25 protein-coding genes and 1 pseudogene are annotated in these 23,966 nt (G+C 31.4%); 9 read left to right on the plus strand and 17 right to left on the minus strand.

Annotated features, from left to right (window positions below):
* Positions 1-14 precede the first annotated feature (14 nt).
* Genes LX95_RS10195 through LX95_RS10205 form a run of 3 tightly spaced genes read right to left on the minus strand, consistent with a single transcriptional unit; the run spans position 15 to position 3,144 of the window.
* Positions 15-779: a TIGR02757 family protein gene (locus LX95_RS10195; RefSeq protein WP_111541342.1), complete on the minus strand. Its 765-nt coding sequence runs from the start codon at positions 777-779 to the stop codon at positions 15-17.
* Positions 776-2,476 (minus strand): LIC_10190 family membrane protein, encoded by a 1,701-nt coding sequence (locus LX95_RS10200; protein ID WP_111541343.1) that lies wholly within the window; start codon positions 2,474-2,476, stop codon positions 776-778. Before LX95_RS10200 ends, LX95_RS10195 begins: the two co-directional genes overlap by 4 nt.
* Entirely contained in the window at positions 2,476-3,144 is a 669-nt protein-coding gene (locus LX95_RS10205) for an ABC transporter ATP-binding protein (RefSeq protein ID WP_111541344.1), read from the minus strand. Before LX95_RS10205 ends, LX95_RS10200 begins: the two co-directional genes overlap by 1 nt.
* Before the next feature lie 152 nt (positions 3,145-3,296).
* On the opposite strand from LX95_RS10205, the gene msrA (LX95_RS10210) reads away from it, so the two are divergent.
* From msrA (LX95_RS10210) to msrA (LX95_RS10225), 4 genes are all read left to right on the plus strand, one after another.
* Positions 3,297-3,824 (plus strand): peptide-methionine (S)-S-oxide reductase MsrA, encoded by a 528-nt coding sequence (gene msrA, locus LX95_RS10210; RefSeq protein ID WP_111541345.1) that lies wholly within the window; start codon positions 3,297-3,299, stop codon positions 3,822-3,824.
* A 40-nt stretch (positions 3,825-3,864) separates the two neighbouring features.
* On the plus strand, positions 3,865-4,170 hold the full coding sequence (locus tag LX95_RS10215; RefSeq protein ID WP_111541346.1) for a hypothetical protein: 306 nt from the start codon (positions 3,865-3,867) through the stop codon (positions 4,168-4,170).
* 77 nt (positions 4,171-4,247) lie between these two features.
* The gene (locus tag LX95_RS10220) at positions 4,248-4,820 is read left to right on the plus strand and encodes a hypothetical protein (RefSeq protein WP_146240775.1); all 573 of its coding nucleotides are present in this window, start codon (positions 4,248-4,250) and stop codon (positions 4,818-4,820) included.
* A 3-nt stretch (positions 4,821-4,823) separates the two neighbouring features.
* Positions 4,824-5,474, plus strand: a complete 651-nt coding sequence (gene msrA, locus LX95_RS10225; protein ID WP_111541348.1) for a peptide-methionine (S)-S-oxide reductase MsrA — start codon at positions 4,824-4,826, stop codon at positions 5,472-5,474.
* 2 nt (positions 5,475-5,476) lie between these two features.
* Here the strand turns inward: msrA (LX95_RS10225) and LX95_RS10230 are convergent, their stop codons facing one another.
* Positions 5,477-5,833: a DUF4870 domain-containing protein gene (locus LX95_RS10230; protein ID WP_111541349.1), complete on the minus strand. Its 357-nt coding sequence runs from the start codon at positions 5,831-5,833 to the stop codon at positions 5,477-5,479.
* A gap of 179 nt (positions 5,834-6,012) precedes the next feature.
* Here LX95_RS10230 and mnmE point away from each other — a divergent pair, with 179 nt between their 5' ends.
* The 3 genes and pseudogenes from mnmE to LX95_RS14875 form a co-directional block, all read left to right on the plus strand.
* The gene (mnmE, locus tag LX95_RS10235; RefSeq protein ID WP_111541350.1) at positions 6,013-7,410 is read left to right on the plus strand and encodes a tRNA uridine-5-carboxymethylaminomethyl(34) synthesis GTPase MnmE; all 1,398 of its coding nucleotides are present in this window, start codon (positions 6,013-6,015) and stop codon (positions 7,408-7,410) included.
* A 39-nt stretch (positions 7,411-7,449) separates the two neighbouring features.
* A complete protein-coding gene (locus tag LX95_RS14635; RefSeq protein ID WP_170116603.1) occupies positions 7,450-7,617 on the plus strand; it encodes a hypothetical protein in 168 nt (55 codons plus the stop codon).
* Positions 7,618-8,208: 591 nt separating this feature from the next.
* A pseudogene (locus tag LX95_RS14875) lies at positions 8,209-8,346 on the plus strand (LuxR C-terminal-related transcriptional regulator); the annotation flags it as partial.
* Here the strand turns inward: LX95_RS14875 and LX95_RS10250 are convergent.
* Positions 8,343-9,836 (minus strand): S10 family peptidase, encoded by a 1,494-nt coding sequence (locus LX95_RS10250; protein ID WP_111541352.1) that lies wholly within the window; start codon positions 9,834-9,836, stop codon positions 8,343-8,345. The pseudogene LX95_RS14875 and the gene LX95_RS10250 sit on opposite strands and share 4 nt — an antisense overlap.
* A 135-nt stretch (positions 9,837-9,971) precedes the next feature.
* Between LX95_RS10250 and LX95_RS10255 the strand changes: the two genes are divergently transcribed.
* On the plus strand, positions 9,972-10,124 hold the full coding sequence (locus LX95_RS10255) for a YqaE/Pmp3 family membrane protein (protein WP_111541353.1): 153 nt from the start codon (positions 9,972-9,974) through the stop codon (positions 10,122-10,124).
* Positions 10,125-10,143: 19 nt separating this feature from the next.
* On the opposite strand, the gene LX95_RS10260 is transcribed toward LX95_RS10255, so the two are convergent.
* The 10 genes from LX95_RS10260 to rsfS all read right to left on the minus strand — a co-directional run bounded on the left by LX95_RS10260 (position 10,144) and on the right by rsfS (position 22,095).
* On the minus strand, positions 10,144-10,704 hold the full coding sequence (locus LX95_RS10260; RefSeq protein ID WP_111541354.1) for a biliverdin-producing heme oxygenase: 561 nt from the start codon (positions 10,702-10,704) through the stop codon (positions 10,144-10,146).
* The gene (locus LX95_RS10265; RefSeq protein WP_111541355.1) at positions 10,697-11,248 is read right to left on the minus strand and encodes a response regulator; all 552 of its coding nucleotides are present in this window, start codon (positions 11,246-11,248) and stop codon (positions 10,697-10,699) included. The genes LX95_RS10260 and LX95_RS10265 overlap by 8 nt, the downstream gene beginning before the upstream one ends.
* Positions 11,249-11,297: 49 nt before the next feature.
* Positions 11,298-13,511: an ATP-binding protein gene (locus LX95_RS10270; RefSeq protein ID WP_111541356.1), complete on the minus strand. Its 2,214-nt coding sequence runs from the start codon at positions 13,509-13,511 to the stop codon at positions 11,298-11,300.
* 3 nt (positions 13,512-13,514) lie between these two features.
* A complete protein-coding gene (locus tag LX95_RS10275) occupies positions 13,515-17,144 on the minus strand; it encodes a CheR family methyltransferase (protein WP_111541453.1) in 3,630 nt (1,209 codons plus the stop codon).
* A 129-nt stretch (positions 17,145-17,273) separates the two neighbouring features.
* Positions 17,274-17,549 carry an acyl-CoA-binding protein gene (locus LX95_RS10280; RefSeq protein WP_111541357.1) on the minus strand — a complete coding sequence of 92 codons (276 nt, stop codon included), beginning with the start codon at positions 17,547-17,549 and terminating at the stop codon, positions 17,274-17,276.
* 3 nt (positions 17,550-17,552) lie between these two features.
* Entirely contained in the window at positions 17,553-18,203 is a 651-nt protein-coding gene (locus LX95_RS10285; protein WP_111541358.1) for a phosphatidylserine decarboxylase family protein, read from the minus strand.
* A gap of 2 nt (positions 18,204-18,205) precedes the next feature.
* On the minus strand, positions 18,206-19,000 hold the full coding sequence (locus LX95_RS10290) for a phosphatidate cytidylyltransferase (protein ID WP_111541359.1): 795 nt from the start codon (positions 18,998-19,000) through the stop codon (positions 18,206-18,208).
* Position 19,001: 1 nt separating this feature from the next.
* A complete protein-coding gene (locus tag LX95_RS10295) occupies positions 19,002-19,610 on the minus strand; it encodes an LUD domain-containing protein (protein WP_111541360.1) in 609 nt (202 codons plus the stop codon).
* A gap of 97 nt (positions 19,611-19,707) precedes the next feature.
* Positions 19,708-21,702, minus strand: a complete 1,995-nt coding sequence (gene ftsH / locus LX95_RS10300) for an ATP-dependent zinc metalloprotease FtsH (RefSeq protein WP_111541361.1) — start codon at positions 21,700-21,702, stop codon at positions 19,708-19,710.
* 21 nt (positions 21,703-21,723) lie between these two features.
* Positions 21,724-22,095 carry a ribosome silencing factor gene (rsfS, locus tag LX95_RS10305; RefSeq protein ID WP_111541362.1) on the minus strand — a complete coding sequence of 124 codons (372 nt, stop codon included), beginning with the start codon at positions 22,093-22,095 and terminating at the stop codon, positions 21,724-21,726.
* Between the two features lie 92 nt (positions 22,096-22,187).
* On the opposite strand from rsfS, the gene LX95_RS10310 reads away from it, so the two are divergent.
* Positions 22,188-22,919 (plus strand): biotin--[acetyl-CoA-carboxylase] ligase, encoded by a 732-nt coding sequence (locus LX95_RS10310; protein WP_170116604.1) that lies wholly within the window; start codon positions 22,188-22,190, stop codon positions 22,917-22,919.
* On the opposite strand, the gene LX95_RS10315 is transcribed toward LX95_RS10310, so the two are convergent.
* Entirely contained in the window at positions 22,916-23,308 is a 393-nt protein-coding gene (locus LX95_RS10315; protein ID WP_111541364.1) for an SRPBCC family protein, read from the minus strand. The two genes, LX95_RS10310 and LX95_RS10315, sit on opposite strands and share 4 nt — an antisense overlap.
* A 2-nt stretch (positions 23,309-23,310) precedes the next feature.
* Positions 23,311-23,958, minus strand: coding sequence for an orotate phosphoribosyltransferase (pyrE, locus tag LX95_RS10320; RefSeq protein ID WP_111541454.1), 648 nt, complete (start codon positions 23,956-23,958; stop codon positions 23,311-23,313).
* Positions 23,959-23,966: the final 8 nt, after the last annotated feature.

Below are 23,966 nucleotides of genomic sequence, written 5' to 3' on the forward strand. Positions count from 1 at the left end.
TTGTTAAATAAAATCTAAAATTTCTCAAATACACCAAGCCCGAAGAGTGCGAAGTCATATTTTACGGGGTCTTTAGCGTCTAACTTGCGTAAATTTTGATCTAATTCTGCTAAGGCTTTAGCATCATTTTGCTTTCTTTTTAAAAGTTTCAATTTTCTGGCAACATTGCCACTATGAACATCTAATGGGCATGATAAAGCCGAAGTGGGAATTTTCTTCCAAAGACCAAAATCTACTTGGTTTTTTGAAGATCTTACCATCCATCTTAGAAACATATTAATTCGCTTAGCAGCGGAATTTTTTAATGGATCACTTACGTGTTTTTGAGTTCTAGGTAAATGTTCTAGTTCAAAAAAGATCTTTTTTAATTCATGAATTCCTAATTGGGTAGACGTCACTGTGCTATATTTCGTAAAGATTCCTTCAAGTCCTTGATAATTTGTATAGATGTTTTGAAGTGCTTTTACAAAATAAATTAAATCATCACCGTTAAATGTACGATGTACGAAACTACTAAGTGAATCGAGGTTTTTATCTTGATGATTTTTAATAAAATCTAAAGGAGAGTTATCTAACATTTGCATAAGTCTATGCGAATTTTTAAGAATACTTTTTCTGTTTCCCCACGCAATGGTTGCGGTAAGAAACCCCGCAATTTCAATATCCTCTTTTTGAGTAAACAAATGTGGAATTTGAATAGGATCTGTTGCTATAAAATCAGGGTTTTCATATTCTTTAACCTTATGATCTAAAAATTCCTTTAATTCTTTTTTGGTCATTCTGGCTTTATTTTTTTGCTGTAGAAACCATCTTTAATAGTTTTTCCCCGTCGCTGCGGAATATAATGAAAACCTTTTTTAAAATATTTGATTTGATCTTTATTTACAGTAGGTAAAGGTCCGTTTCCAGTACTCCAAAAGAAATCGTTTTCTTGCGGAGAAAAATACTCTAAATTTTCAACCGACTTAATTTCATATTCAAATGAATAACGAGAATTTTGATGAGGATATAGAACTTGTGTAAGTTGAAATCCTGAACTTTGAGATGCATAAGGATTATTGGTGAATTTATTCAGCGAAAAGCTAAAAAAGGTTTGAATAATAAGGCTAATACTTACAATAACCAATAAACCAGAAATTAGCTTTTTATTCTGTAAAAAATATGTGCTTAGGAGCGCAATGATTAAAAAAAGAATATTTAGAAAAAAGCGATATTGTGGGGAAGTAACACCTAAAATCAGTAATTGAATTATACCAATAATATATAAGAAAACACTACTTTTTTTATGAGCTATTTTTTGAATGAAAAAAAGAAATAAAAGACATATAATAATGATAAGCTTATTGAAAAAACCGTGCAATTTAGGCAAGGTTAACCAATGAGAAAATAACTGCCAAATATTTAATTTATCATATTCGGTTGGAGAAAGTTTAAAAGCAAAAGCTTTTGTATAGTGATAATAAAATTCTTGCAATTCTATTGGGAGTTGGTAGTCTAATTTTATAAATGAACTAAATAATGGAGTAGGGTAAAGAGGAACTCCTGTTACGATACTATTTTTTAAGACTATAATCGTTAATGTGAAAAACCCAAAACCAAAAAATGGAAGAATTATTTTTTTATGTTGATTAAATTTTATGATAAAGAAGTAAAGTGGAAGGATTAATAAAAACGCATTTGTAAACTTTATAAATATGAGAAAAAAGATAAATAAAGAGATTGTAAGGAGATGCGAGGTATTAATATTTTTGAAGTGATTAAAGACAATGTAGAAAATATACCAACTTATAATATATACAGGAATATCTGGAGAAGGAGCTGCTATAAAACTAAAAAAAAGAACATTGGTAAGAGGAAGTGCAGCAAAAAACAAAACAACTCTTTGAGATGATCTTTTAAAATAGTCATTTAAAAGTTTTACAGCATATAGATTTCCCCACAAAAGGCAATATCCGCTAAGGTCATTAAAACTATCATATAGAAAATTAAAATTAAAAGCTGCTTGTAAAATATGCCATCCACTAGTTTGACCTAAATACAAATGTAAATTTCCTAAGCCATTTACAAGTCCGTATTCATTAAGCCATTTTATGGTTTGGATGTAGTAGGATTCGTTATCTAAAATATATGGAGCTGAAGCACACTTGGCTAAAATCAAAACAGTTATAAGAATTATAAAAGCTTTAAAACCAATTTTAAGATTTTTGAAAACTTTCCATAGGTGTTTATGAAGCAGTATAAATTCTTTTTGGTAAGTGAAACCAAGAATGAGAAGTATAGAAAATAAAATGCCATGAAAAATTCCGTTTAACGGAAATAGAAAAGCAAAGCATGTAGCGAATAGTCCTATTCCAAACCATCCCAAAAATTGAATGATTAAAGCTTGAAAAGGTAATTTTAATTGTTGCTGAATAAAAAGCCCTACGAGTGTTGATGCTAAAAAAATATAGAGCCAAGAAGCAGCAATAAGAAGCATTACTGAGGAGATTTGATGCTGCCATCAACCATTACCAATTTTCTATCGGCCATATTGGCTAATTCTTGATTATGGGTAACAATGACAAAAGTTTGTCCAAATTCCTCTCTCAATTTAAAGAAAAGTTGGTGAAGGTTTTCTGCAGATTCTGAGTCTAAATTCCCAGAAGGTTCATCGGCAAGGATGATTTCGGGATTATTAATAAGAGCTCTAGCTACGGCTACACGTTGCTGTTCTCCACCACTCAATTGTCCAGGTTTATGGTCTTTGCGATGAGATAAGCCTAAAAAATCTAATAACTCTAGCGCTCTTTTTTCAGCTTGCTCTTTTGAGGTTTGGTGAATAAATGCTGGAATACAAATGTTCTCTAAAGCAGTGAATTCGGGTAACAATTGATGAAACTGAAAAATAAAACCAATATGTTGGTTTCTAAATTTTGCTAATTCTTTTTTAGAGAGTTTGTTAACCTCGGTATCGTTAAGTTTGACTACACAATTATGTTTTTTACTTGGAGTATCTAGGGTTCCTAATATTTGCAAAAGTGTTGTTTTTCCTGCTCCCGAAGCTCCTACAACCGATACAATTTCTCCTTTTTCTATGGTAAGATTTACGTCATTGAGCACGTGAAGATCTTCGTAATATTTATGCAGATTTTTAACTTCAATCATTTATATAAATTTTGAGGAAAATTTTATATGCTAAAATAGGCTTTTCTTTTGAAAATAGATCTTCGTAATTTACAAATCATAAATACACGTTAATTTAGCTCACAGGGTTTAAAAGCTTGAAAACTTGCTTTAATTTTAAATAAAAATTTAAAATGGAAAAAGTCACTTTGGCGAATGGATGTTTTTGGTGTACCGAAGCAGTTTTTCAGCGGGTAAAAGGAATCTCTAATGTGAAATCTGGGTTTTCTGGAGGAAAAATTAAAAATCCGCCGTATCGAGAAGTTGTTGAAGGAAGAACAGGACATGCCGAAGCTATACAATTCAATTATGACGAAGATAAGGTAACCTATAAAGAAATACTTTATATTTTTTTTACCACTCACGATCCTACAACCTTAAACAGACAAGGGAATGATATTGGACCTCAATATAGAAGTGCAGTTTTTTGTCATAACGAAAAACAAGAAAAGATTGCTAAAGAAGTAATCGATGAATTAAATGATGACGTTTTTGAAAATAAAATAGTTACTGAGGTTACCGCTTATACTAATTTTTATGAAGCAGAATTTCAACATCAAAACTTTTATAACAATTATACACAGCAACCTTATTGTCAAATAATTATAAATCCAAAACTTAAGAAATTAAGAAGTTCATTTTCTCATTTATTAGAAGAATAGAGTTCGGCACTTTTTTTGCTATTCATATAGAAAATAAGATATGATATCAAGTAATAAATATAAGAGATTAGTAAAGGGTGTACTTTTTGACGGAATAGGAATGCTAACTATGGGTATTCCTGTTATAGGACCTTTTCTAGATATTGTGTGGGCTCCTTATGCAGCCAAAACGATGACTGAAATGTATCCTGGTAAAAAAGGAAAGGTAGCATCAATTTTATTATTTATAGAGGAAATTCTTCCTTATACAGATATTATCCCATCGTTTACCATCATGTGGGTTTATGCCTATATCTTTAATGGAGTAGATTTAAAGGATGAAATAATAGAAGTAGAAGTGGTTTGATTTTTTTGTATTAACATAATATTGAGAACTTAGTTTTTCTGTTTCTCGTAGATTTATAAATACTTAATTTCTATACCATGAAAAAATTTCTATTTATAGGCTTAATCATGATCACAACATTAGCGTGTCAAGAGAATAAAAAAACTTCAACATTAGAAAGTGATGCGGAGAAAGAAATTTCAACTTCGGAGTCTAAAGATGTAATACAAAGCGAAGAAGAACAACGGAAAAAAAGAGCTAATCGAGAGGAAAGTGAAGCCAATACAAAAAAGACTATAGCAAATTGGAACGGTCAGTTTATTAAAGTCGATGCAGAGAATAATGTGTGTGAATGTAACTGTATTCAGTTAAACTTTGAAAGCCCTGCTACTTTGTGTATAGATCAAAATGCAGGCATTGATATACAGGTGAAATTCAGTAAAGATAATGATGTTGTTAATATTCATTACTTAAACGGTAGCGGAAACATTAGTGATAAAAATCCTATTCCGTGGGCAGATTTCGATAAGAATAACATCATAGCTACAATTACAAGAAACGGAAGTCAACTTAACTTAGACTGGAAAGGATTTACGATAGATCAAAAATTAGCTACCGATTATGCTATTTTAGGTAAAAAAAACCTAGAAGGTACTTATAAAAGAAAATAACCTATGAAAAATTTAATGATTGCTTTTGCCAGTTTATTTTTTATGAACTGTGGAAATAATAACGCTCAAGAAAAAAAGAACCAAGAACTTTCTAATGCCACTCCCGTACAAGTAAAGGCAACTACCCAAGGGTATGAAAAAGCTTACTTCGCAAGCGGATGCTTTTGGTGTGTAGAAGCAATTTACGAAAGTGTAAATGGGGTACAAGAGTCTATATCTGGATATGCAGGCGGACATACCGAAAATCCTACTTACGAAGCCAGTAATACAGGAAAAACGGGGCATGCCGAAGCAGTAGAAATTATATACGATCCCAAAGTGGTAAGTTTTAAAACTTTAGTAGATGTATATTTTGGTTCGCAAAATGTGACTCAAAAAAACGGACAAGGACCCGATATAGGTTCTCAATACCGTTCTATTATTTTTTATCAGAATAAAGAGCAAAAAAACATTATAGAAGCTAAAGTAAAGGATTTACAACAGAATTATAATAAACCTATTGCTGCCGAAATTATGCCTTTTCAAAAATTTTGGGAAGCAGAAGCTTATCACCAAGATTATAAGAAACATCACCCTAATAATTCTTATATTAGAAATGTCTCTAACCCTAGATTTCAAAAATTTAAAGCCAAATTTCCAGAGCTTTTAAAATAGATTTATTTTAGAAATTCTATAGTGAAAGGATAATAGGTCGGTTCGCCTTGACTTGCTTTAATTGCATTAATAATAGGGAATATAAAAGCAACAATACCTATAGCAATCAATACGAGCACTCCAAGTCCGAATAAAAATATAAGTGGTATACTTAAAATAGCGTAGATAAAAATACTTATTTGAAAGTTGATAATTTGTTTCCCTTGTTCATCGATTCCATGAACACGGTCTTTTTGAGTAAGCCATATAACTAAAGGCACTACAAACCCGCCAACACCCGTTATTAAATCAAGTAATTGGCTAAGATGTGTTAGCATTAATAATTGTCGGTCGTCTCTTTTTTCAGTAATAATTTCCATAATAGTTATCTTAGTGGTCTATGTATATGACGTTTAAAAATAATTTTTGTTACATAGTTGATCTCTCTGACGTATTTATCTGATAAAAAGTAATCGTATTCAATGATCTCTTAGACATTTTAATTTGTCTGATTTTACATTTCTTATTTTAACTGCATAAGGTTTATTACCTTTGCAGCATGATTTTAGAAGATACTATTGTAGCCTTAGCAAGTGCCCCAGGGAGTGGTGCCATTGCTCTTATTCGAGTTTCAGGACCAGATGCTATTAATTTTACAGCTCCTGTTTTTGAAGCGAAAAATAAAGTAAGTTTAAGAGAGCAGCCTTCACATACGTTGCAATTAGGGTTTATTAAAAAAGACCAACGTATCATAGATGAAAGTTTGGTTTCTGTTTTTAAAGGAACTCGCTCTTATACAGGTGAAAATACAGTAGAGATCTCTTGCCATGGGAGTCCGTTTATACAACAAGAAATTATTAATCTCTTACTTCAGCAAGGCTGTAGAGCGGCACAAGCAGGAGAGTTTACACTACGCGCTTTCCTTAACGGAAAAATGGAATTGAGCCAGGCAGAAGCGGTGGCCGATTTGATTGCGAGTGATAATGCAGCAAGCCATCAATTAGCGATGCAACAAATGCGTGGCGGTTTTGCTTCAGAAATAAAAAGCTTAAGACAGGAGTTGCTAAATTTTGCTTCTTTAATAGAGTTAGAATTAGATTTCTCTGAAGAAGATGTAGAGTTTGCCAACAGAGATCAATTTCAAGCTCTTATTTTAAAAATTCAAAAAACACTTTCTAGATTAATAGATTCTTTTGCGGTAGGGAACGTACTTAAAAATGGTATTCCTGTCGCTATTGTGGGCGAACCCAATGTGGGAAAATCGACACTTTTAAACTCTCTGCTAAATGAAGATCGGGCTATCGTAAGTGATATTGCAGGAACGACAAGAGATACTATTGAAGATGAAATTGCTATTGGCGGAGTAGGTTTTCGATTTATTGATACTGCCGGCATACGAGAAACACAAGATAAAATTGAAGGTTTAGGAATAAAAAAGACTTTTCAAAAAATGGAACAAGCACAGATTGTAGTGTATTTGTTCGATGCTCAAAAAGTAAAAAATGATAATTTAAGTCTGCAACAAGTAAAAGTTGAGGTAGAAAAGATCAAAAATCAATTTCCGGGAAAACCGTTATTAATAATTGCCAATAAAACCGATGTATTAGATCCTCAACTAAAAGCAGAATTTTCTAGCGCCTTACCCGATGTGTTATTGCTTTCTGCCAAAGAAAAAGAGGGAGTAGAGCAATTAGAAGAAAAGTTGCTACAGTTTGTAAATACGGGAGCATTAAAAAGTAACGATGCAATTGTTACCAATTCTAGACATTACGACGCTTTGCTAAAAGCTCAAAAAGAAATTAATAATGTACAAGAAGGCATGAATATAGGCTTAACAGGAGACCTATTGGCTATAGATATTAGAGAAGCATTATATCATTTTGGTAGTATCTCTGGAGAAGTAAGTCCAGACGATTTACTCGGGAATATTTTTGCTAACTTCTGTATTGGGAAGTAAAGATTTTTTTCTTTAAGAAGTCTAAAAAGCTATTAATGATTGAATAATAAACTGTTTTTTATATTCTTACTTTTAAAAATTTTCTCTGTATCATCTCAGGAAACGATAGATAGTGACACTCTCTATGTAAATTATTTAGGACAAGATAAAGGTTTACTTCAAGTCAATTCTAAGGCCATCGTAAAAGATAGTTTAGGGTTTTTATAGGCAGGAACCGAAGATGGTCTGCAAAAATTTGAAGAATATTCTTTTGCTTCCAATTCTGAAAGGATTTTAAGTTATCAGTTATCTGAGAATAAACATTTTTCTATTCCTATTTCAAAAAATATTTTAAATGAAAAAATCGTCTATGATGTTTTTCTGTTAAATAAAGAATCTGTTCTTTTTTGCTTAAATATTAATTTTGTGATTTATGATGTCGTTTCAAAAACGTTTCAAATATTTCAATTACCAAAAGAAAACAAAGAAAATTTTATTAATGTTGCTTTAAGTTTAGATAAGGAAAATTTTTTATTGAGTACATCAGAAGGTGGATTACTTCAAATTAATCTCAAGGTTTTTTATGAATTGGAAGTGATGATGATCTTTTTTATATGAAAGGAAAAGAAATTAACTTCTATTTTTTCAAATGATGAGGATGATACCAATTGGTCAATAAATGATTTGAATTTTTGTTATAACCGAAGATACCAATCATAATATTTGGATAGGTGCAGCCGCAGGAATTTCAAAAATTGAAAACCTTACCATTAGAGAAAAAGAAGTACTCGTGACTTTAGCTTCAGAAAAACCAGTAAAGAAATAGCAGAAACCTTATGTGCATCCTATCATACAGTAGAAAAACACAAGAAAAATATTAAAGAAAAATTAGGTTTTCATACCATTGCAGAACTGGTAAAATTCACTTTTTCATCAAAATTATATAAGGTTTATTAGTACTTGGCAGTTTTATTTTGCTGATTGGTTTGTTGAAGGAACTCTCTAATATCATCATTAGCAGTTTTTAAATCCGCTTGACGTACATACATCATATGTCCGCTATGATAGGTTTTAAACTGAATTCTATCTGTTAACTGACCGCTAGGATCTATTTGACTCATCGTATATTTAGAATGAAAATAAGTGGTGGCGCCATCATAATAACCTGTTTGGAAAAGCACATTTAGATACGGGTTTTCTGCCATTGCTTTTCGCAATTGTTCTCTAGTGTTATTTCCGCGATTATCCCAAGGATGAACAGAACCAAACATATTGTACTTTAAATCGGTTTTAAAGTTAAGATGCTCTCGCATATAATAATTAATAGCAGGTGTAAAAGAATGAAGCCAAGACGTTAACTCGGGACTGTAATCTGGACTATTTCCTGCTAACTTTCTATCAATACCTAAATAACGGGAATCTAATCTACCAATCGTATGGCCAGATTTCTCTCTTAAAAGTTCTTTCCAAAAAACTCTAGAAGGAAGATCTAAATTATGTTGAAGAATCACTTTTTTAGGAATACCAGTGTAGCTGGCCATTTGTGTAGCAATTTTTTCCTTGTCGGAAGTAGAAAGCATAGAGCCTTTAGCTAAGGCCGGAAGTAAAACATCTAAAGCATATTTTTCTACTTCTGGTAAAATTAGCTCAAGCTCTTTTGATTGAAAATTTGAAGATAAAGCTTTATGATACCAAGCTGCTGCTGAAAAATAAGGTAAAAATAACGATGATGACAAGGGCGTATCAGAATCAAAAGTAAGATAATCGGCAGGAGAAACTAATATTACTCCGTTAAGGTACATCCATTGTTGCTCTTGCAAAGCTAGGGCAAGTCCAGAAACACGAGTTCCGCCATAGCTCTCTCCAATTAGATATTTCGGCGAAAGCCAGAGATTGTTTCTGCTAACAAAGTTATCTAACCAGCTCGCCAAGTATTTAATATCTGCATTTATCCCAAAAAATAAATCTCTATTTGGTTCTTTGTCATCCACTTTTAAAGTTCTAGAGTAACCTGTATTGACAGGATTGATGTATAGAATATCGGCAACATCTAAAATAGAGTAGGGGTTATCTTTCAAGCCATAAGGTTGTACAGGATAACCTTCTTCACTTAAGTTTAGAACTTTTGGCCCAGTGTAAGCAATATGCATCCAGGCAGAAGCCGACCCAGGTCCGCCATTAAACGAAATCAAAAGAGGTCTTTGGGTATTAGCATCATCTTTTTTTACTTGTTTTTTATAGTAAGTATAATGTAGAGTAGCGATGGCTTTGTTTTCATTATTCCAAACAGGTTGCATTCCTGTAGTGGCGGTGTAATCTATTTTAAAACCATTAATGGTAGCTAAGTGTTTTGTGGTAATAGTAGTATCTATAGGTATTTTAATTTCTTGTGCATAAGTATAACAAGAAAAAAGAATGAAAAGAAAAAGTAGCTTTTTTGCAACCATGTTAATTTTTATTTGAGAAATGAAAGATTTAAAAGTACTCAATTTTCAATAGTTAAAAGAACGTAAATTGGTATATTATTAACGAAAGAGAAATTAATAATTATTAATTTGGCATAAACTAAAAACCAATTAATTATGTCATTACTAACAATTATTTTAAATATTTTATTACCACCGTTAGCTGTATTTTTAAAACACGGCTTAGGTACAACTTTTTTGATAAGTGTTCTATTAACGGTTGTAGGTTGGTTACCTGGTGTTATTCACGCATTTTATGTAAATAGCTAGGTAGAATAATTTATAGACTTTAAAGAGAGACTTCAGAGAAAACTTTACTAAAGAAGATGAAAGTTTCTTTGGCTTTATTAATGGCTAAGTTCTCTTCTTCAAGGCTGTAGTCTTTCTTTAGGGTTTTACTAAAAGAGTTCCATTGCTTAACTTGATCTCTATCACCACTAAAAAAAATAGGTTTAGGTAACTCTTGCAAGTTTTTGCATAAAGGTATGTTTTTAGCAATAAATACACCGCCAAGAGCAGAACCATCGACCACATATTTAGCTCCTAATGATTCAATTGTATTATTTAAAGTAAATAGATTTTCAAACTTTAAAATATTTTTTTGAATTACATCTTCATTAATCTCTAATGCGGAAAGATCTTCTAATAATAATTCACTTTTAAGCGTGTTTTTTATGTCAATATAATTGCTTATTTGCAGTTCGGTAATTGCATAAGCAACGTAATTTTGAAGCAAGAGCAACTTGTATTCGTCAATTTTTATTTTATGATTTATAATAAGATAAGCTAAATTCTTTTTTTCAATATTTTCGTGAAGTTCTTTAGTGGCTTCTCTTAATTTATCAATCATTATTCAAATCTATTTTATTAATTTTTTTCCTAATTTCAAAGATACTTTTTCTTTGTTCTTCATTGTCATATTTTATATCATCTAAGTAACTGTAGATTTGATTGACAGCAATTTTATTTTTCCTTACTTTTTCTCTTAAATCCTCTTTTTCGATCATTTCAAAAATTACTCTTTTTAAAAGAGGTTCTAATTTTTCTGAAAGAATATTCATGTGCTTTTTAAGTATATAACCCGAAGCACCAGCAAGAATAGTATTAGCTGCTAATTCTTCATCATTAATGGTTCCTGTTATAAAAATAAGCGGAATATTAGCGTCGATATCTTGAGTAGTTGTTAATACATCTAATCCCGTACAAGTTGGTAAATTATAGTCAGAAAGAACAACATCTGGGATGTAATTATGAAGAGCATGTGTAGCGTCTTCTATGTTATCTACAACTTTTATTTCAAAATTTTCAACAATTTTTTTTAGTTGAAAGGTGATGAGTTCGGCATCTGTTTTTTCATCCTCTACTAAGAGAATTCTAAGCTTTGTATTGATCATAATTTAAATACTAATATTCAACATTCAACTAGCGAGTAAAAATACAATATTAAGCGTTACCGAAATTAAAAAAGAACGTAGTTCCCTCATTTAACTTAGTTTCTACCCATATCTTTCCTTCGTGTAGATCTATAGATTTTTTAACGATAGCTAACCCAATTCCTGAGCCTTCATAATCTGCTGAAGCTAATCTAGTAAAGACATTAAAAATTTTATCTATGTATTTTTCATCTATACCTATTCCATTATCTTTTACAAAGTAAGCTTTAGATTCTTCTTTATAGCCTATTTCTACAAAAGGTTCTTTTTGGTTTTGGCTGTACTTAATTGCATTAGTAATTAAGTTTGCACAAACTTGAGTTACCATTCTCGAATCGGCAAATACTTTGGGTAAGTTTTTCTCAGCTTTAATTTGAGTTTGAGGATAATTGATTTTTAAATTTGAAGAATTTATAATTTCAAAAACAACAGCGTTTAAGTCTACCGGGATTCTTCTTATATCTTGCCTTCCTATTTTAGAGTAAGATAAAATATCGTCAATTAAAATGTCCATTTTTTTGGAAGAAGAAATGATAGTTTCTAATGCGTGAGAAGAATAATCATCTTTTTCTAAATTTAAATGTTCTTTTAAAATCCTAGCATAGCCGTCAATCCCTCGAAGTGGAGCTCGTAAATCGTGAGAAACGCTATAACTAAAAGTTTCTAATTCTTTATTGACTCTTTTTAGCTTGTTGTTAAGAAGCTTTATTTTTTCTTTTTGTTTTTTAACTAAAACCGTATTTATATTCTCTTGCAATTTAGTAGCAGCTTCAATTTCAGAATTTTCCCACACTTTAGAGCTACCTGCAACTTTTTCTGACCATTTTTCAAATGACTTTCTAGGATGTAAATAGGTGACCCCATCTTTTACATATCCATTTTTTTCAGGATTGCCGCCCCACTCAATGGTGGTAATAATTTCGGGTCTAAACCAGATAATAAAGTCTTTAAAATTAGCATCTAAACTTATAGCTAAAATACCTGATGCCGTTTTTGTGTACGCTTCCGCGGAAGCAAAATGAGAACTTAAACTTTCAGTAAAATAAATAGATTTTTTTTGTTTAGCCAAGTGCTCACGAATGAGGGTTTCTATTTCTTTTTTAAGCGGAGTGCCGCCTAAAACATTAATTTTATTCTTTCTAATCAACGCAACTCCGCCGCAATCTATAAAATCTTTCAGGTTGGGCTGATAGTTGAGCAGAGCTTCTTTAAACTTAGAAACACTTTGCATTTGTAGCATAAGTTTTTTTCTTAAGGTTTCTAGTTGTTTACTGCTGCTTACATATTTTTTGGTATCTAATAAATTAATTTGATTAGCAAAAACTTGGGTCAGAAATTTACAGCTTTGTCGCTGAAAATAATCTACCGTTTTAGCTTTGTAATGATGACAGGTAATAAGCCCCCACAGTTTACCATTTACTATAATCGAGGTAGTTAAAGAAGCATTTACTTTCATGTTCTTTAAGTATTCGATATGAATAGGAGATACACCTCTAAGTTCAGAATTGGTAAGGTTAATTGATGTCTGCAGATTAGAATTATCGAGAGAAAGAATAGGTGAGGGTTTATAATAAACATCACTAATAATTCTAACACCTTGTTTTAAAAAGATTTCTCGTGCAGGTTTAGGTATATCGCTGGCAGGATACCGTAATCCCAACCACGTTTCTAGATTTTCATCTTTGGTTTCGGCAATAACTTCTCCGTTCCAATCTTTGTCAAAACGATATAACATCACACGGTTGTACCCATAAATATTCTTTATAAGTTGAGTTGATATTTGACTGGTTTCCTTTAAAGAAGTGGTTTTCTCTATCTGACTTAAAATGTTATTAAGCTGTTGCTGAAAAGTAAAAGAAGGGAGTTTATCCTTTTGTTTTTCAACATCTATAATTACTTTGTCATCGCTTACATGCGGGATTAATAGAAAATTTTCCTTGCCTTTCTCAAATGTGTAAGTAGACAAGGTTTTATTGGCTTCTAATTCTTTTTTTAATTGAATAATAAAATCATCAGGAAATAAATCATTTAAATAACGAAAGCTAGATAGATTTTTTGTTTGTAAAAAGCTACTTAAATTTTCGCTATAATTTACTATTGCATAAGATTTCATATCAATTACAACCAAAGCTCCGTGTGGTTGTATGTGCCCAATGATATGAATAGGCTCCTTATCACAATTTGTTAAATTGGTAGCAGTTATGATTTTTTCTTGATCCTGCATTTTTTATGTTGCCTTTAATTTAAAATAAAAGGTACTTCCCACTCCTACTTGAGATTCTACCCATATATTTCCTTTATGTAGAGCTACAATTTTTTCTACGTGGGCTAAACCGACTCCTGTACCTTCATATTTTTCTTGAGTAGGTACACGGTTAAAAATGGTAAAGATATTTTTTTGATCTTCTTTAGATATTCCTATCCCATTGTCCATAATAGAGAACACATAAAAATCTCCTTCTTTAAAAGAAGAAATTCTAATTTCTGGTTCTTTATTTTTTGCCTTGTATTTAAGAGAGTTACTTATTAAATTTTGAAATAATAATCTTAACTCTACTTCATAACCAGTTATTTTAGGTAAACTACCTGAGTAAATTTTAGCATTGGTTTCTTTTATTCTCTTACCTAAATCATATTTAACTACTTCTACGATTTCTTTGGTATTTACAATTTGCTTTTCAGTATTTCTCCCAATTCTAGAGTGTTCTAATAAAGCTTTTATCTGTTGAGAAAGCCTATCTGAAGCTTGATCTATATAAGAAATATATTCTCGACCTTTGTCATCTAATCGATTACCATATATTTTACCCAAAATATCACTACCAAATTTAATGGTAGAAAGTGGTTCTTGTAAATCGTGAGAACAAATAGAAACAAATTGTTCTAGATCTTTATTAGCGCGCTGTAATGCTAGCTTTTGCTTATTAAGTTTTCTTTGAATATCTTTTAGTTCAGAAACATCAACACACGTAAATCTATTAGTAATACCATTACCATTCTCATCTAACTCTACATTTGAGCTCATCATAATTGGTATAATATCTCCTTTTTTGGTAAGCATTTTCAACTCAATATTTTTTAGTTCCCCTTTTTCCTGAAAAATTTTATCGAGTTTAAGAGCTTCTAATTGTGCTTCATCTTCATAAAGATTGTACATGTTATGCCCAATTATTTCATCTTTAGATTCGTAGCCCAGTCTTTCTACAGCTTCTAAATTACATTGGACTATTTTTGAAGTTTGAGGATCTACACTAAAGTGCATAACAGGATCTTCTTCATAAAAAGATTTAAATCGTTTTTCACTAGCAACTAATTTATCTTTAGCAATTTGTAAAGATTCAACATCAATAAAAGTGATCACGACTCCTTCAGCTTGATCTTTTGAATTGATAAATGCAGATATGCGTTGTAAATAATTTTTACCTTCTCGTGATACAATATTTTTTTCTAGGGTTTTGCCCGTTTTAAGAACTTTCTTACATCTATTCACTAATATGTTTCTTCTTTGTAAACCAAAACTATTTGTAAAGTTGTCAATTGGTCGGCCTACATCAGAATTTAAAAGACTAAAGTGTTTTTGAATAGCTGGAGTAAACTTTCTAATTTTTAAATCCTTATCTAAAAATATAGTTCCAATATCTGTGCTTTCTAAAAGATTGTTCATATCCGCGTTAAGCTGAGCGAGATCTTCCATTTTTTGAACATTCTCAGCATTAACGGTATTAATTTCTTCATTAACACTTTGCAGCTCTTCGTTAGTACTTTGGAGTTCTTCATTAGATGCTAATAGCTCCTCATTAGCAGCTTGAAGTTCTGCATTACTAGTTTCGAGTTCTTCTAAAGATGTTTGTAATTCTTCTTGTGTTTTTTTTAATTCTTCTTCAATTTCGTTGATATATTCTCGATTTCTACCAGAATTTGTTAGCGTATGAGCTTCTTCAAATTTTGAGTAATCTACTTTTTTCTCTACAAAAGTGATGGAAAAAGTATCTCCTATATCGGTATTATTTTGTGAAAAAGGTTTAATGAAAATATCTGTAGCTTTTTTCTCGTCATTATCGTTGTAAAAAGCATTCCTATAAATAATTTCTTGATTTGTTTTTGAAGCTTTTCTAATACTAGATTGTACAATAGGTTTAAGTTCATCACCTATCATTTCTAATAAATTAATTGAAAAACCTTGTGTGGGAAGGTTAGCATATTTTCTAAATTCACCTATAGCTTGCAGAATATTATAATTCTTATCAATAAAAACACTCGCTCCACCAAAATGATTTAAAATAGTTTGATTAAAATTTTCTAAAAAGCGCTGTTTTCTCGGATTTATCCTTGTAATGTTTTCTTGAATATTTTCTCGTTTCACACTATGAATTTGATTGGTGGAAGTTTTTAATATTTCTGTTTTCAATCTGTGTCTTGGTTGTGTATTTTTAAATATTTTCCATTTTCTATCTACAGCCTCAAAATCATCTTGATGAGTATGAATGCTTTCGCTAGTACCTAAAACCAAAAAACCATTTTCTTTTAAGCTATAATGAAGGACATTTAATGCTTTTTGTTGAATACTAGGTTGAAAGTAGATGAGCAAGTTTCTACAAAGCACCATATCCATTTTACTAAATGGAGGGTTTTGGATAATATTATGTTTAGAGAATACGACCATTCGTCTAAGCTCCTCTACAACTTGATAATTTTCATTTACGGGAATTAGATATTTTTGAAACAAGTAAGGGTCTATATCACTAATAATATTATGGTTATAGATCGCAGCACTACCAATATCAAGATGATCTTCTGCAATATCTGTAGCAAAAATTTTAACCTCTATATTTTTTTCTTGTTTTTCAATCTCTTCGTTGATAATTATTGCTAGAGAATAGGCCTCTTCACCAGTACTACAAGCGACATCCCATATTTTTAATGTATTACCATCTTTAGTTTTTTCTACCAGCTCTGGTATAACTTTATTGGCAAGGATTTCCCAAACTTCAGTATCTCTAAAAAATTTAGTTACACCAATTAAAAACTCTTTAGCTAAACAAACTATCTCTTTTTCATTAGATTTTAATAGCGTAAAATACTCATCAAACGAGGAGCATTTACACACATGTATTCTACGTAATAATCTTCGGGCGAGCGTAGTATGTTTGTATTCCGTAAAGTCTAAATCAAGAACTTGATTTACTAAATGTAAAATTTTAGACATTACAGTTTTACTATAAATTATATCATTTTCTTGGTTTTCCTGGAAAGACTCTAAAGATTTAATGAAGCTAGTAATTTCACTTCCCATATCTTCAACAGGTAATATATAGTCAACTAACCCTGTTCTTATAGCGCTTTTAGGCATGCCATCAAACTTAGATTGATTAGGGTCTTGAACAATTACTACACCATCATTTTCTTTTATAGCTTTAACTCCGCTTGTACCATCACTACCTGTACCACTTAAAATTACCGCTATAGCTTTTTCCTTTCTTGAATGAGCAAGAGATTCTAAAAAAAGATCTATAGGCAAATTAAGTTTTTGATCTTTAGGTTTTTCTAGTAGATGTAATTTATTGTTTTCTAAAACTAAATTATTTACTGGAGGGATTAAATAAATATGACCAGGAAGAAGGTCACTATTATCTTCAATTTGTTTAATAACAAGAGAAGTAGACTTAGCTAATAACTCACCCATCATACTTTTGTAATCTGGAGATAAATGCTGAATAACTACATAACTATTATTATCGTTATCTGATAAATTACTAAAAAATAATTTTAAAGCCTCCAAACCACCAGCACTTGCACCAATGGCGATAATATGTTGATTTGCAGTTATGGTGCGTTTCTTAATGTTGTCTTTAATCATTACTAAGTTTAATTGACCTAAAATCAATAAAAATAATAAAATTTAAAATATAGTCTTGCCATAAGTGCTTAATAAAATGACACAAAGACTATAAATTTTGAGTAAAATAAAGTGAAAGGGGGAGAGAGGTTACTTTGGAATATGTTTATTTACAAGCTTTATGTACTCTTTTTTAGCTTCATTTGAGCTTAAGTTTTTTACTTGAAAAATAGCATTCATTTTAAATGCTGTAATTAGTTGCTCGTTATCAGGGTTAGCTAAATTATAAATTTCAGAGTCATTGGTAGCTCTTTTATAATAGGCATAAAAATGAAGCATTAAATCGGGTGGAAAACGCAGCTTAGTATGAGTAGCTCTTTCATAAGCTTCTTGAAACTCTACGTCTAGCTTTTTACTGTTATCCATTATTTACTGTTTTGCAATCACACTAACTCCACCTTTCACTTTTTCATTAAGCTTAACGTTGAGTTTTGTATTTAACGGAAGATATAAATCTACGCGAGAACCAAATTTTATAAATCCACTATCGTCACCTTGTACAGCTTTGTCATTAACTTTTGCATAATTAACAATTCGTTTAGCTAGTGCTCCAGCAACTTGTCTATATAATATCTCACCAAATGCTTTATTCTTCACAACAACCGTCGTTCTTTCGTTTTCTTCGCTAGATTTAGGGTGCCAAGCTACTAAATATTTTCCTGGATGATATTTACTATAAGTAACAATCCCGTTTACAGGATATCTTGTAACGTGTACATTAATTGGTGACATAAAAACTGAAACCTGTAATCTTTTCTCCTTAAAAAATTCTTTTTCAAATACTTCTTCTATGACTACTACTTTACCATCAACTGGAGAAACAATAGTAGAGTCATTTATCACAGTTTTTCTTTGCGGATTTCTAAAAAACTGTACTACAAGTAAAAAAAGTACTGCAGTAACAATTAATACGGCACTTTGCAGCCATAAGATATCAATGAATGAATAGCTTAATATATTGATAACTAAAAAAGCCAATAATGAAAATCCTAATATTTTATAACCTTCTTTATGAAACATAATTATATAAAAAGTAAATAAGTATAAACAAAAGTTCCTGCAAATAATACACTATCTAACCGATCTAACATACCACCGTGTCCTGGCATGATTGTTCCGCTGTCTTTAACGTTAGCTTGTCTTTTTAGTTTAGATTGAATTAAGTCACCGTAGGTTCCAAAAACACTAACAATTATACTAAGTACAATCCATTGATCGTAGGTAAAAATAGTAATATAAAGTGAGATTACATAACCTGTTACGATGCTAAAAAATAACCCTCCTAAAAAGCCTTCAATGGTTTTTTTAGGGGAAACTCTCTCAAACAACTTCCTTTTACCAAAATTTTTCCCTACTAAATAAGCAAAGGTGTCATTGACCCAAACTAATATAAATATAGCAATAAGTAACTCTGGTTGATACTCATTATTAGAGTCAAAAGGAATTAAGGTTAGGAAAATAAATGAAGCTATGAGGTAAAAAATAACTACGATATATTTTTTTTCGTGAAAAAGAGGAATTTTCCTCACAATAATCAAGTCTCTTAAAAGCAAAATTTTAACCAATAAAGTGAGAACTAGAAGCGTATTTAAAGCATAGGTGTTAAGTGCGAAGACACTAAAGACAGCAAAAAAACCTAGTAGTAAAGCATAAGAAAGGTAGCTGTTTAGCTTTAAAAGTTTTTGAAGCTCGTGTACACAAATAAATCCGAAAAGCAAAAATAGCCCCCAAAAGGAATATTTAGATACAAGCACACAGGTAATTAATATTATAATGTACAAGGCACCCGATAAAGCCCTCGTTAAGGTTTCTTTCATACTATAAATCTTCTAATAGCAGCAAATATAGATTTTTAGAAGGACTACCATAGCTCATAAAATCACTTTCTTTTTTATCTTCAAAAGTTTTTATGGTAGTAATGTTTGAAGGGATTCTGTTTTTGCTCTTGTGTTTTATTCCTCTTAAGCCTTCACCTATAGTATCTATAAGTTGACTCGTTGCTGCAAGAATAATAAAATCATGAGGTAATTCATTTAATTTTTTTTCTCCAATTTGATTAGAAGAAATCAATAAAGCACCAGTATTAGCAATTAAATACTCACTTGTAGAAAGAAAGAAATTAGAATCTGAACTTTTATTAAAATTTAAATTAAAATCTTTAAAGGTAGCCTTTAGATTTTCATCAAAACAACAGGCTTTAGAGTTTTCCCAATTATTCTCTTTGAGTATAGAGTGAAAAGCATCTAACATCTCATCTTTATTGCTACAATAAAGAAATTTACCGCCATTCTTTTTAAAGTTGATCATGAAATTTTCATCCGTAGGTATTTTCTCCTCGGGCATAAATTTGCTTTGATCTTTTTGATTAGAATTCTCTTCGTTTTCAGACTTAGATTTGAATCCTAGAATTTTACTAAATATACTCATATTCAGTTAATGGGGTAAATAAATTAATGTTGCTTTAAATCAAAGATAAAAAATATAGACTTAGTCAAGAGACTAAATCTATATTTTTTGAAGATTCTTAATTTTTGTTCTCTTCGATACTATCTTCCTTAGCGGAAAAAATTTCGGCAGATGGAGTTTCTTTTCCTTTCTTGTTATCAAAAGGTCGATCCCCAAAAATTCTTTGTAAATCGTCTTTGAAAATAACTTCTTTGTCTAATAAAATATCTGCTAATTGGGTAAGCTTGTCTTTATGTTCAGTCAATAAATCAATAGCTCTATTGTATTGCGTTTCAATAATATTAGAGATCTCTTTATCGATTAATTCTGAAGTTTTCTCACTGTAAGGTTTAGTGAAGTTGTATTCGCTCTGTCCTGAAGAATCATAATAAGTAAGGTTTCCAACCTTTTCATTAAGTCCGTAAATCGTTACCATGGCTTTAGCTTGCTTGGTTACTTTTTCAAGATCACTTAAAGCACCAGTTGAAATTTTATTAAAAATAACTTTTTCAGCAGCTCTACCTCCCATAGTAGCACACATTTCATCTAGCATTTGCTCGGTACGAACAATTAAACGTTCTTCTGGTAAGTACCAAGCTGCACCTAGAGACTGACCCCTTGGTACGATAGTAACTTTAACTAAAGGAGCAGCATGTTCTAACATCCAACTTACAGTAGCGTGACCAGCTTCGTGAAAAGCAATAGCTTTTTTCTCATCTGGAGTTATGATCTTATTCTTTTTCTCTAATCCTCCTACAATTCTATCTACAGCGTCTAAGAAATCTTGTTTTCCTACAGCTTTGTTTCCTTTACGAGCAGCCACTAAAGCAGCTTCATTACAAACATTTGCAATATCTGCCCCCGAAAATCCTGGAGTTTGTTTTGCTAAGAATTCTGTATCCAATTCATCAGCAACCTTTTTAAGAGGTCTTAAATGAACCTCAAAAATCTCTTTACGTTCTCTAATGTCTGGTAGGTCTACATAAATTTGTCTGTCAAATCGTCCGGCTCTCATTAAAGCCTTATCAAGAACATCTGCACGGTTAGTAGCTCCAATCACAATAACATTTGTATTAGTGCCAAAACCATCCATTTCAGTTAACAATTGATTGAGAGTATTTTCTCTTTCATCGTTAGAACCAGAGAAGTTAGATTTTCCTCTTGCTCTACCAATAGCATCAATCTCATCAATAAAGATAATTGAAGGTGATTTTTCTTTAGCTTGTTTAAATAAATCTCTTACACGAGAAGCTCCAACTCCTACGAACATTTCAACAAAATCTGATCCAGATAGTGAGTAGAAAGGCACTTTAGCTTCTCCTGCTACTGCTTTAGCTAATAAAGTTTTTCCTGTTCCTGGAGGTCCTACAAGTAAAGCTCCTTTAGGAATTTTTCCACCTAAAGCGGTATATTTTTCAGGTTGCTTCAAGAAGTCCACAATCTCTTGTACTTCTTCTTTTGCTCCTTCTAAACCAGCCACATCTTTAAATGAAGCTTTAACATCTGTGTTTTTATCAAAAAGTTTGGCTTTAGATTTTCCTATATTGAAGATTTGTCCGCCAGGACCACCGCCGCCACCGCCGCTCATTCTTCTCATAATAAAAATCCAAACTCCAATAATTAAAATAATAGGAAGAAGTGACCAAATAAGTTCTCCCCAAACATCAGAGTGTGTTTCATTCACTCTAATCGTATCTAAACTATATTCGTTTTTAAGTTCGTCAAAATCATTTTCAAAATTTTGAAGATCCCCAAGTTCAAACGTATAATCTGGAGTTTCACCTGCAGGCAAAAATTCTTTTTGCTTAGATTTTTCGTGTTTAGGTTTTTGAGCAGCTTTTTCAGTTAAATAAACATTAGCGGTTCGTTTATTAATAACTACTACTTTTTTAACATCACCGTCTTTTAAAAATGATTCAAATTCGGCAATGTTAGTTTTGGCAGGTTCGTTAAAACCGCTTCCACTAAAAAAATTTATTCCTAAAAAGATGAGTATGATTCCTGCGTAAATCCAGTAAGAGTTGAATTTAGGCTTTTTGCCTTCCGGCTGTTTTTTGTTTTCTTGTTTAGCCATTATGTGTGGGTGCTAGTATTTTTAGTAATTTGTTGGAATGGTGGTCGTCTTGGCATCTCCCCAAAGCCCTTCGATGTCGTAAAACTCTCTAATATGCTTTTGAAAAACGTGAACTACTACATTAACGTAGTCAATAAGAACCCATTCTGCATTTTCTGTACCTTCAACGTGCCACGGCTTATCTTTTAAAGATTTGCTAACGCCTTTTTGAACAGAGTTAACTATGGCGTTTACTTGGGTGTTAGAATTACCATTACAAATTACAAAATAGTCACAAACCGTATTTTCAATCTTGCGAAGATCTAATATTTGGATGTCGTTACCCTTAACGTCTTCAATACCTTTTATGATTTGAGTTAAGAGTTGGTCTGTGTTATTTTCAGTTTTTACCATTAAATTTATTTGTTTTGTGCAAAGTTATGTTTTTTTGCTCTTTTTTTGCATTGTTAACAAAAACTTATCGTTCTATTTTCAACACTTTTTTTATGAAGAGTATCAAAGTTCATACCACCCCCTCAACAAATCTTTATTTGAGAGAACTATATAGAGCAAACCCCAATATTAAAAACTGCTATGTCGTTGCTGAAAATCAAACTAATGGGAGAGGGCAAATGGGTGCAAATTGGATTTCCCAAGAAGGTAAGAACCTCACTTTTAGCGTACTTCTAGAAGGTTTGAATTTAAAAATAGAAAATCAATTTAAATTAAGTGCTATTACCTCTTTAGCTATATTAAAAGTTTTGAAGCAATTAGGGATAACTAATTTAAAGGTAAAATGGCCAAACGACATATTGGCAGAGAGTTTTAAAATTTGTGGCGTTCTTATCGAAAATATGTATAGTAATCAAAAAATTAATGCGAGTATTATAGGTATTGGGCTAAATGTAAACCAGGAAGATTTTGATAAAATGTATAGAGCGTCATCATTAAAACAACTAACAGGCATACATTATGATTTGGATTATGTACTAAAAAAATTGGTAAAACAAATAGAAGATGATATTTATGAGTTCTTACCGTATTCTATTGAAGCTATATTAGAAAAATATCATGAAAATTTATTTAGAATAGGGAAGGCTTCTACTTTTGAGTTTCCTAATGGAGAAAGAACGACAGGGATTATAAAAAAAGTCTCCAAACAAGGTTTGTTAGAAATCTTGTTTGAAGACCATATTTTAAAGTCTTTTGAGATAAAGGAAATAAAGTTACTTTACTAGAGTTTCCCCATATTCTGACTTAAAGTATTGATAAAGTTCTTTAAAGGAGATTTAATCATCATGGCCATCATAGCATTAAATTCTCCGTCAAAAATGAGTTGTACTTCGCTTTCCGCGGAAGCGATTTCAGTAATATTTGCGGTAAGAGTAAAAGGAAGTTTTTCACTCTTTGCGCCTAAAATAACTTGATTGAAAGGTGTTTTCTCTTTAATAAGAAGTTTTATTTCTGGCATTCCTTTTAACTGAAATAAAAAGCTATCTTCTCCTTTTACCTCAAACTTTTGAATAGAGTCTGGCATAATGGTTTCGTAGTTTTTTACTTCCGTAAGGAAGTTAAATAACTCTTCCTGACTCTTATTTACGGTGTTTTTTTCGCTTTCTAAATGCATAATTATAGTTTTGGACTCCAATTAGAAGGATCTACTCTCCACTCTTGAAGCGTTTCTAACTCTTTTTTGTTTAAATAATTGGTTTCGTAAGCTTGCTCAATAAGTGAGGTGTAGTTACTTAGAGTGTGTACTTCAAGATGTTCTTGCTTAAAATTCTCTTCAGCAACATCAAAACCATAAGAAAAAATGGCAATCATCCCTTTTACGTTAGCGTTAGCTTCTTTTAAAGCTTTAACAGCATTAAGGCTACTTTTTCCTGTGCTTATTAGGTCTTCAATTACCACAACACTTTGTCCGCTTTCTAAATGACCTTCAATTTGGTTTTGTCTCCCGTGCTTCTTAGCTTCTGGTCTAACGTATATAAAAGGAACGCCTAAATATTCGGCAACTAACATACCAATTCCAATAGCGCCAGTAGCTACACCAGCAATGACATCGGCTTTACCGTAAATTTTTTCTACCTGTTTAGCCATATGGTCTCTTACAAAATTACGAATAGGAGGATAAGAGAGAATAATACGGTTATCACAGTAGATGGGTGATTTCCATCCGCTAGCCCACGTAAAAGGTTCTTGTGGGTTTAATTTAATTGCTTTAATTTGCAACAGTAACTCAGCTGTTTTTTTGGCAGTTTCTTTATCTAAAATCATACTATAAA

The sequence above is a fragment of the Mesonia algae genome (genome assembly GCF_003253545.1).
GTDB lineage: Bacteria > Bacteroidota > Bacteroidia > Flavobacteriales > Flavobacteriaceae > Mesonia > Mesonia algae.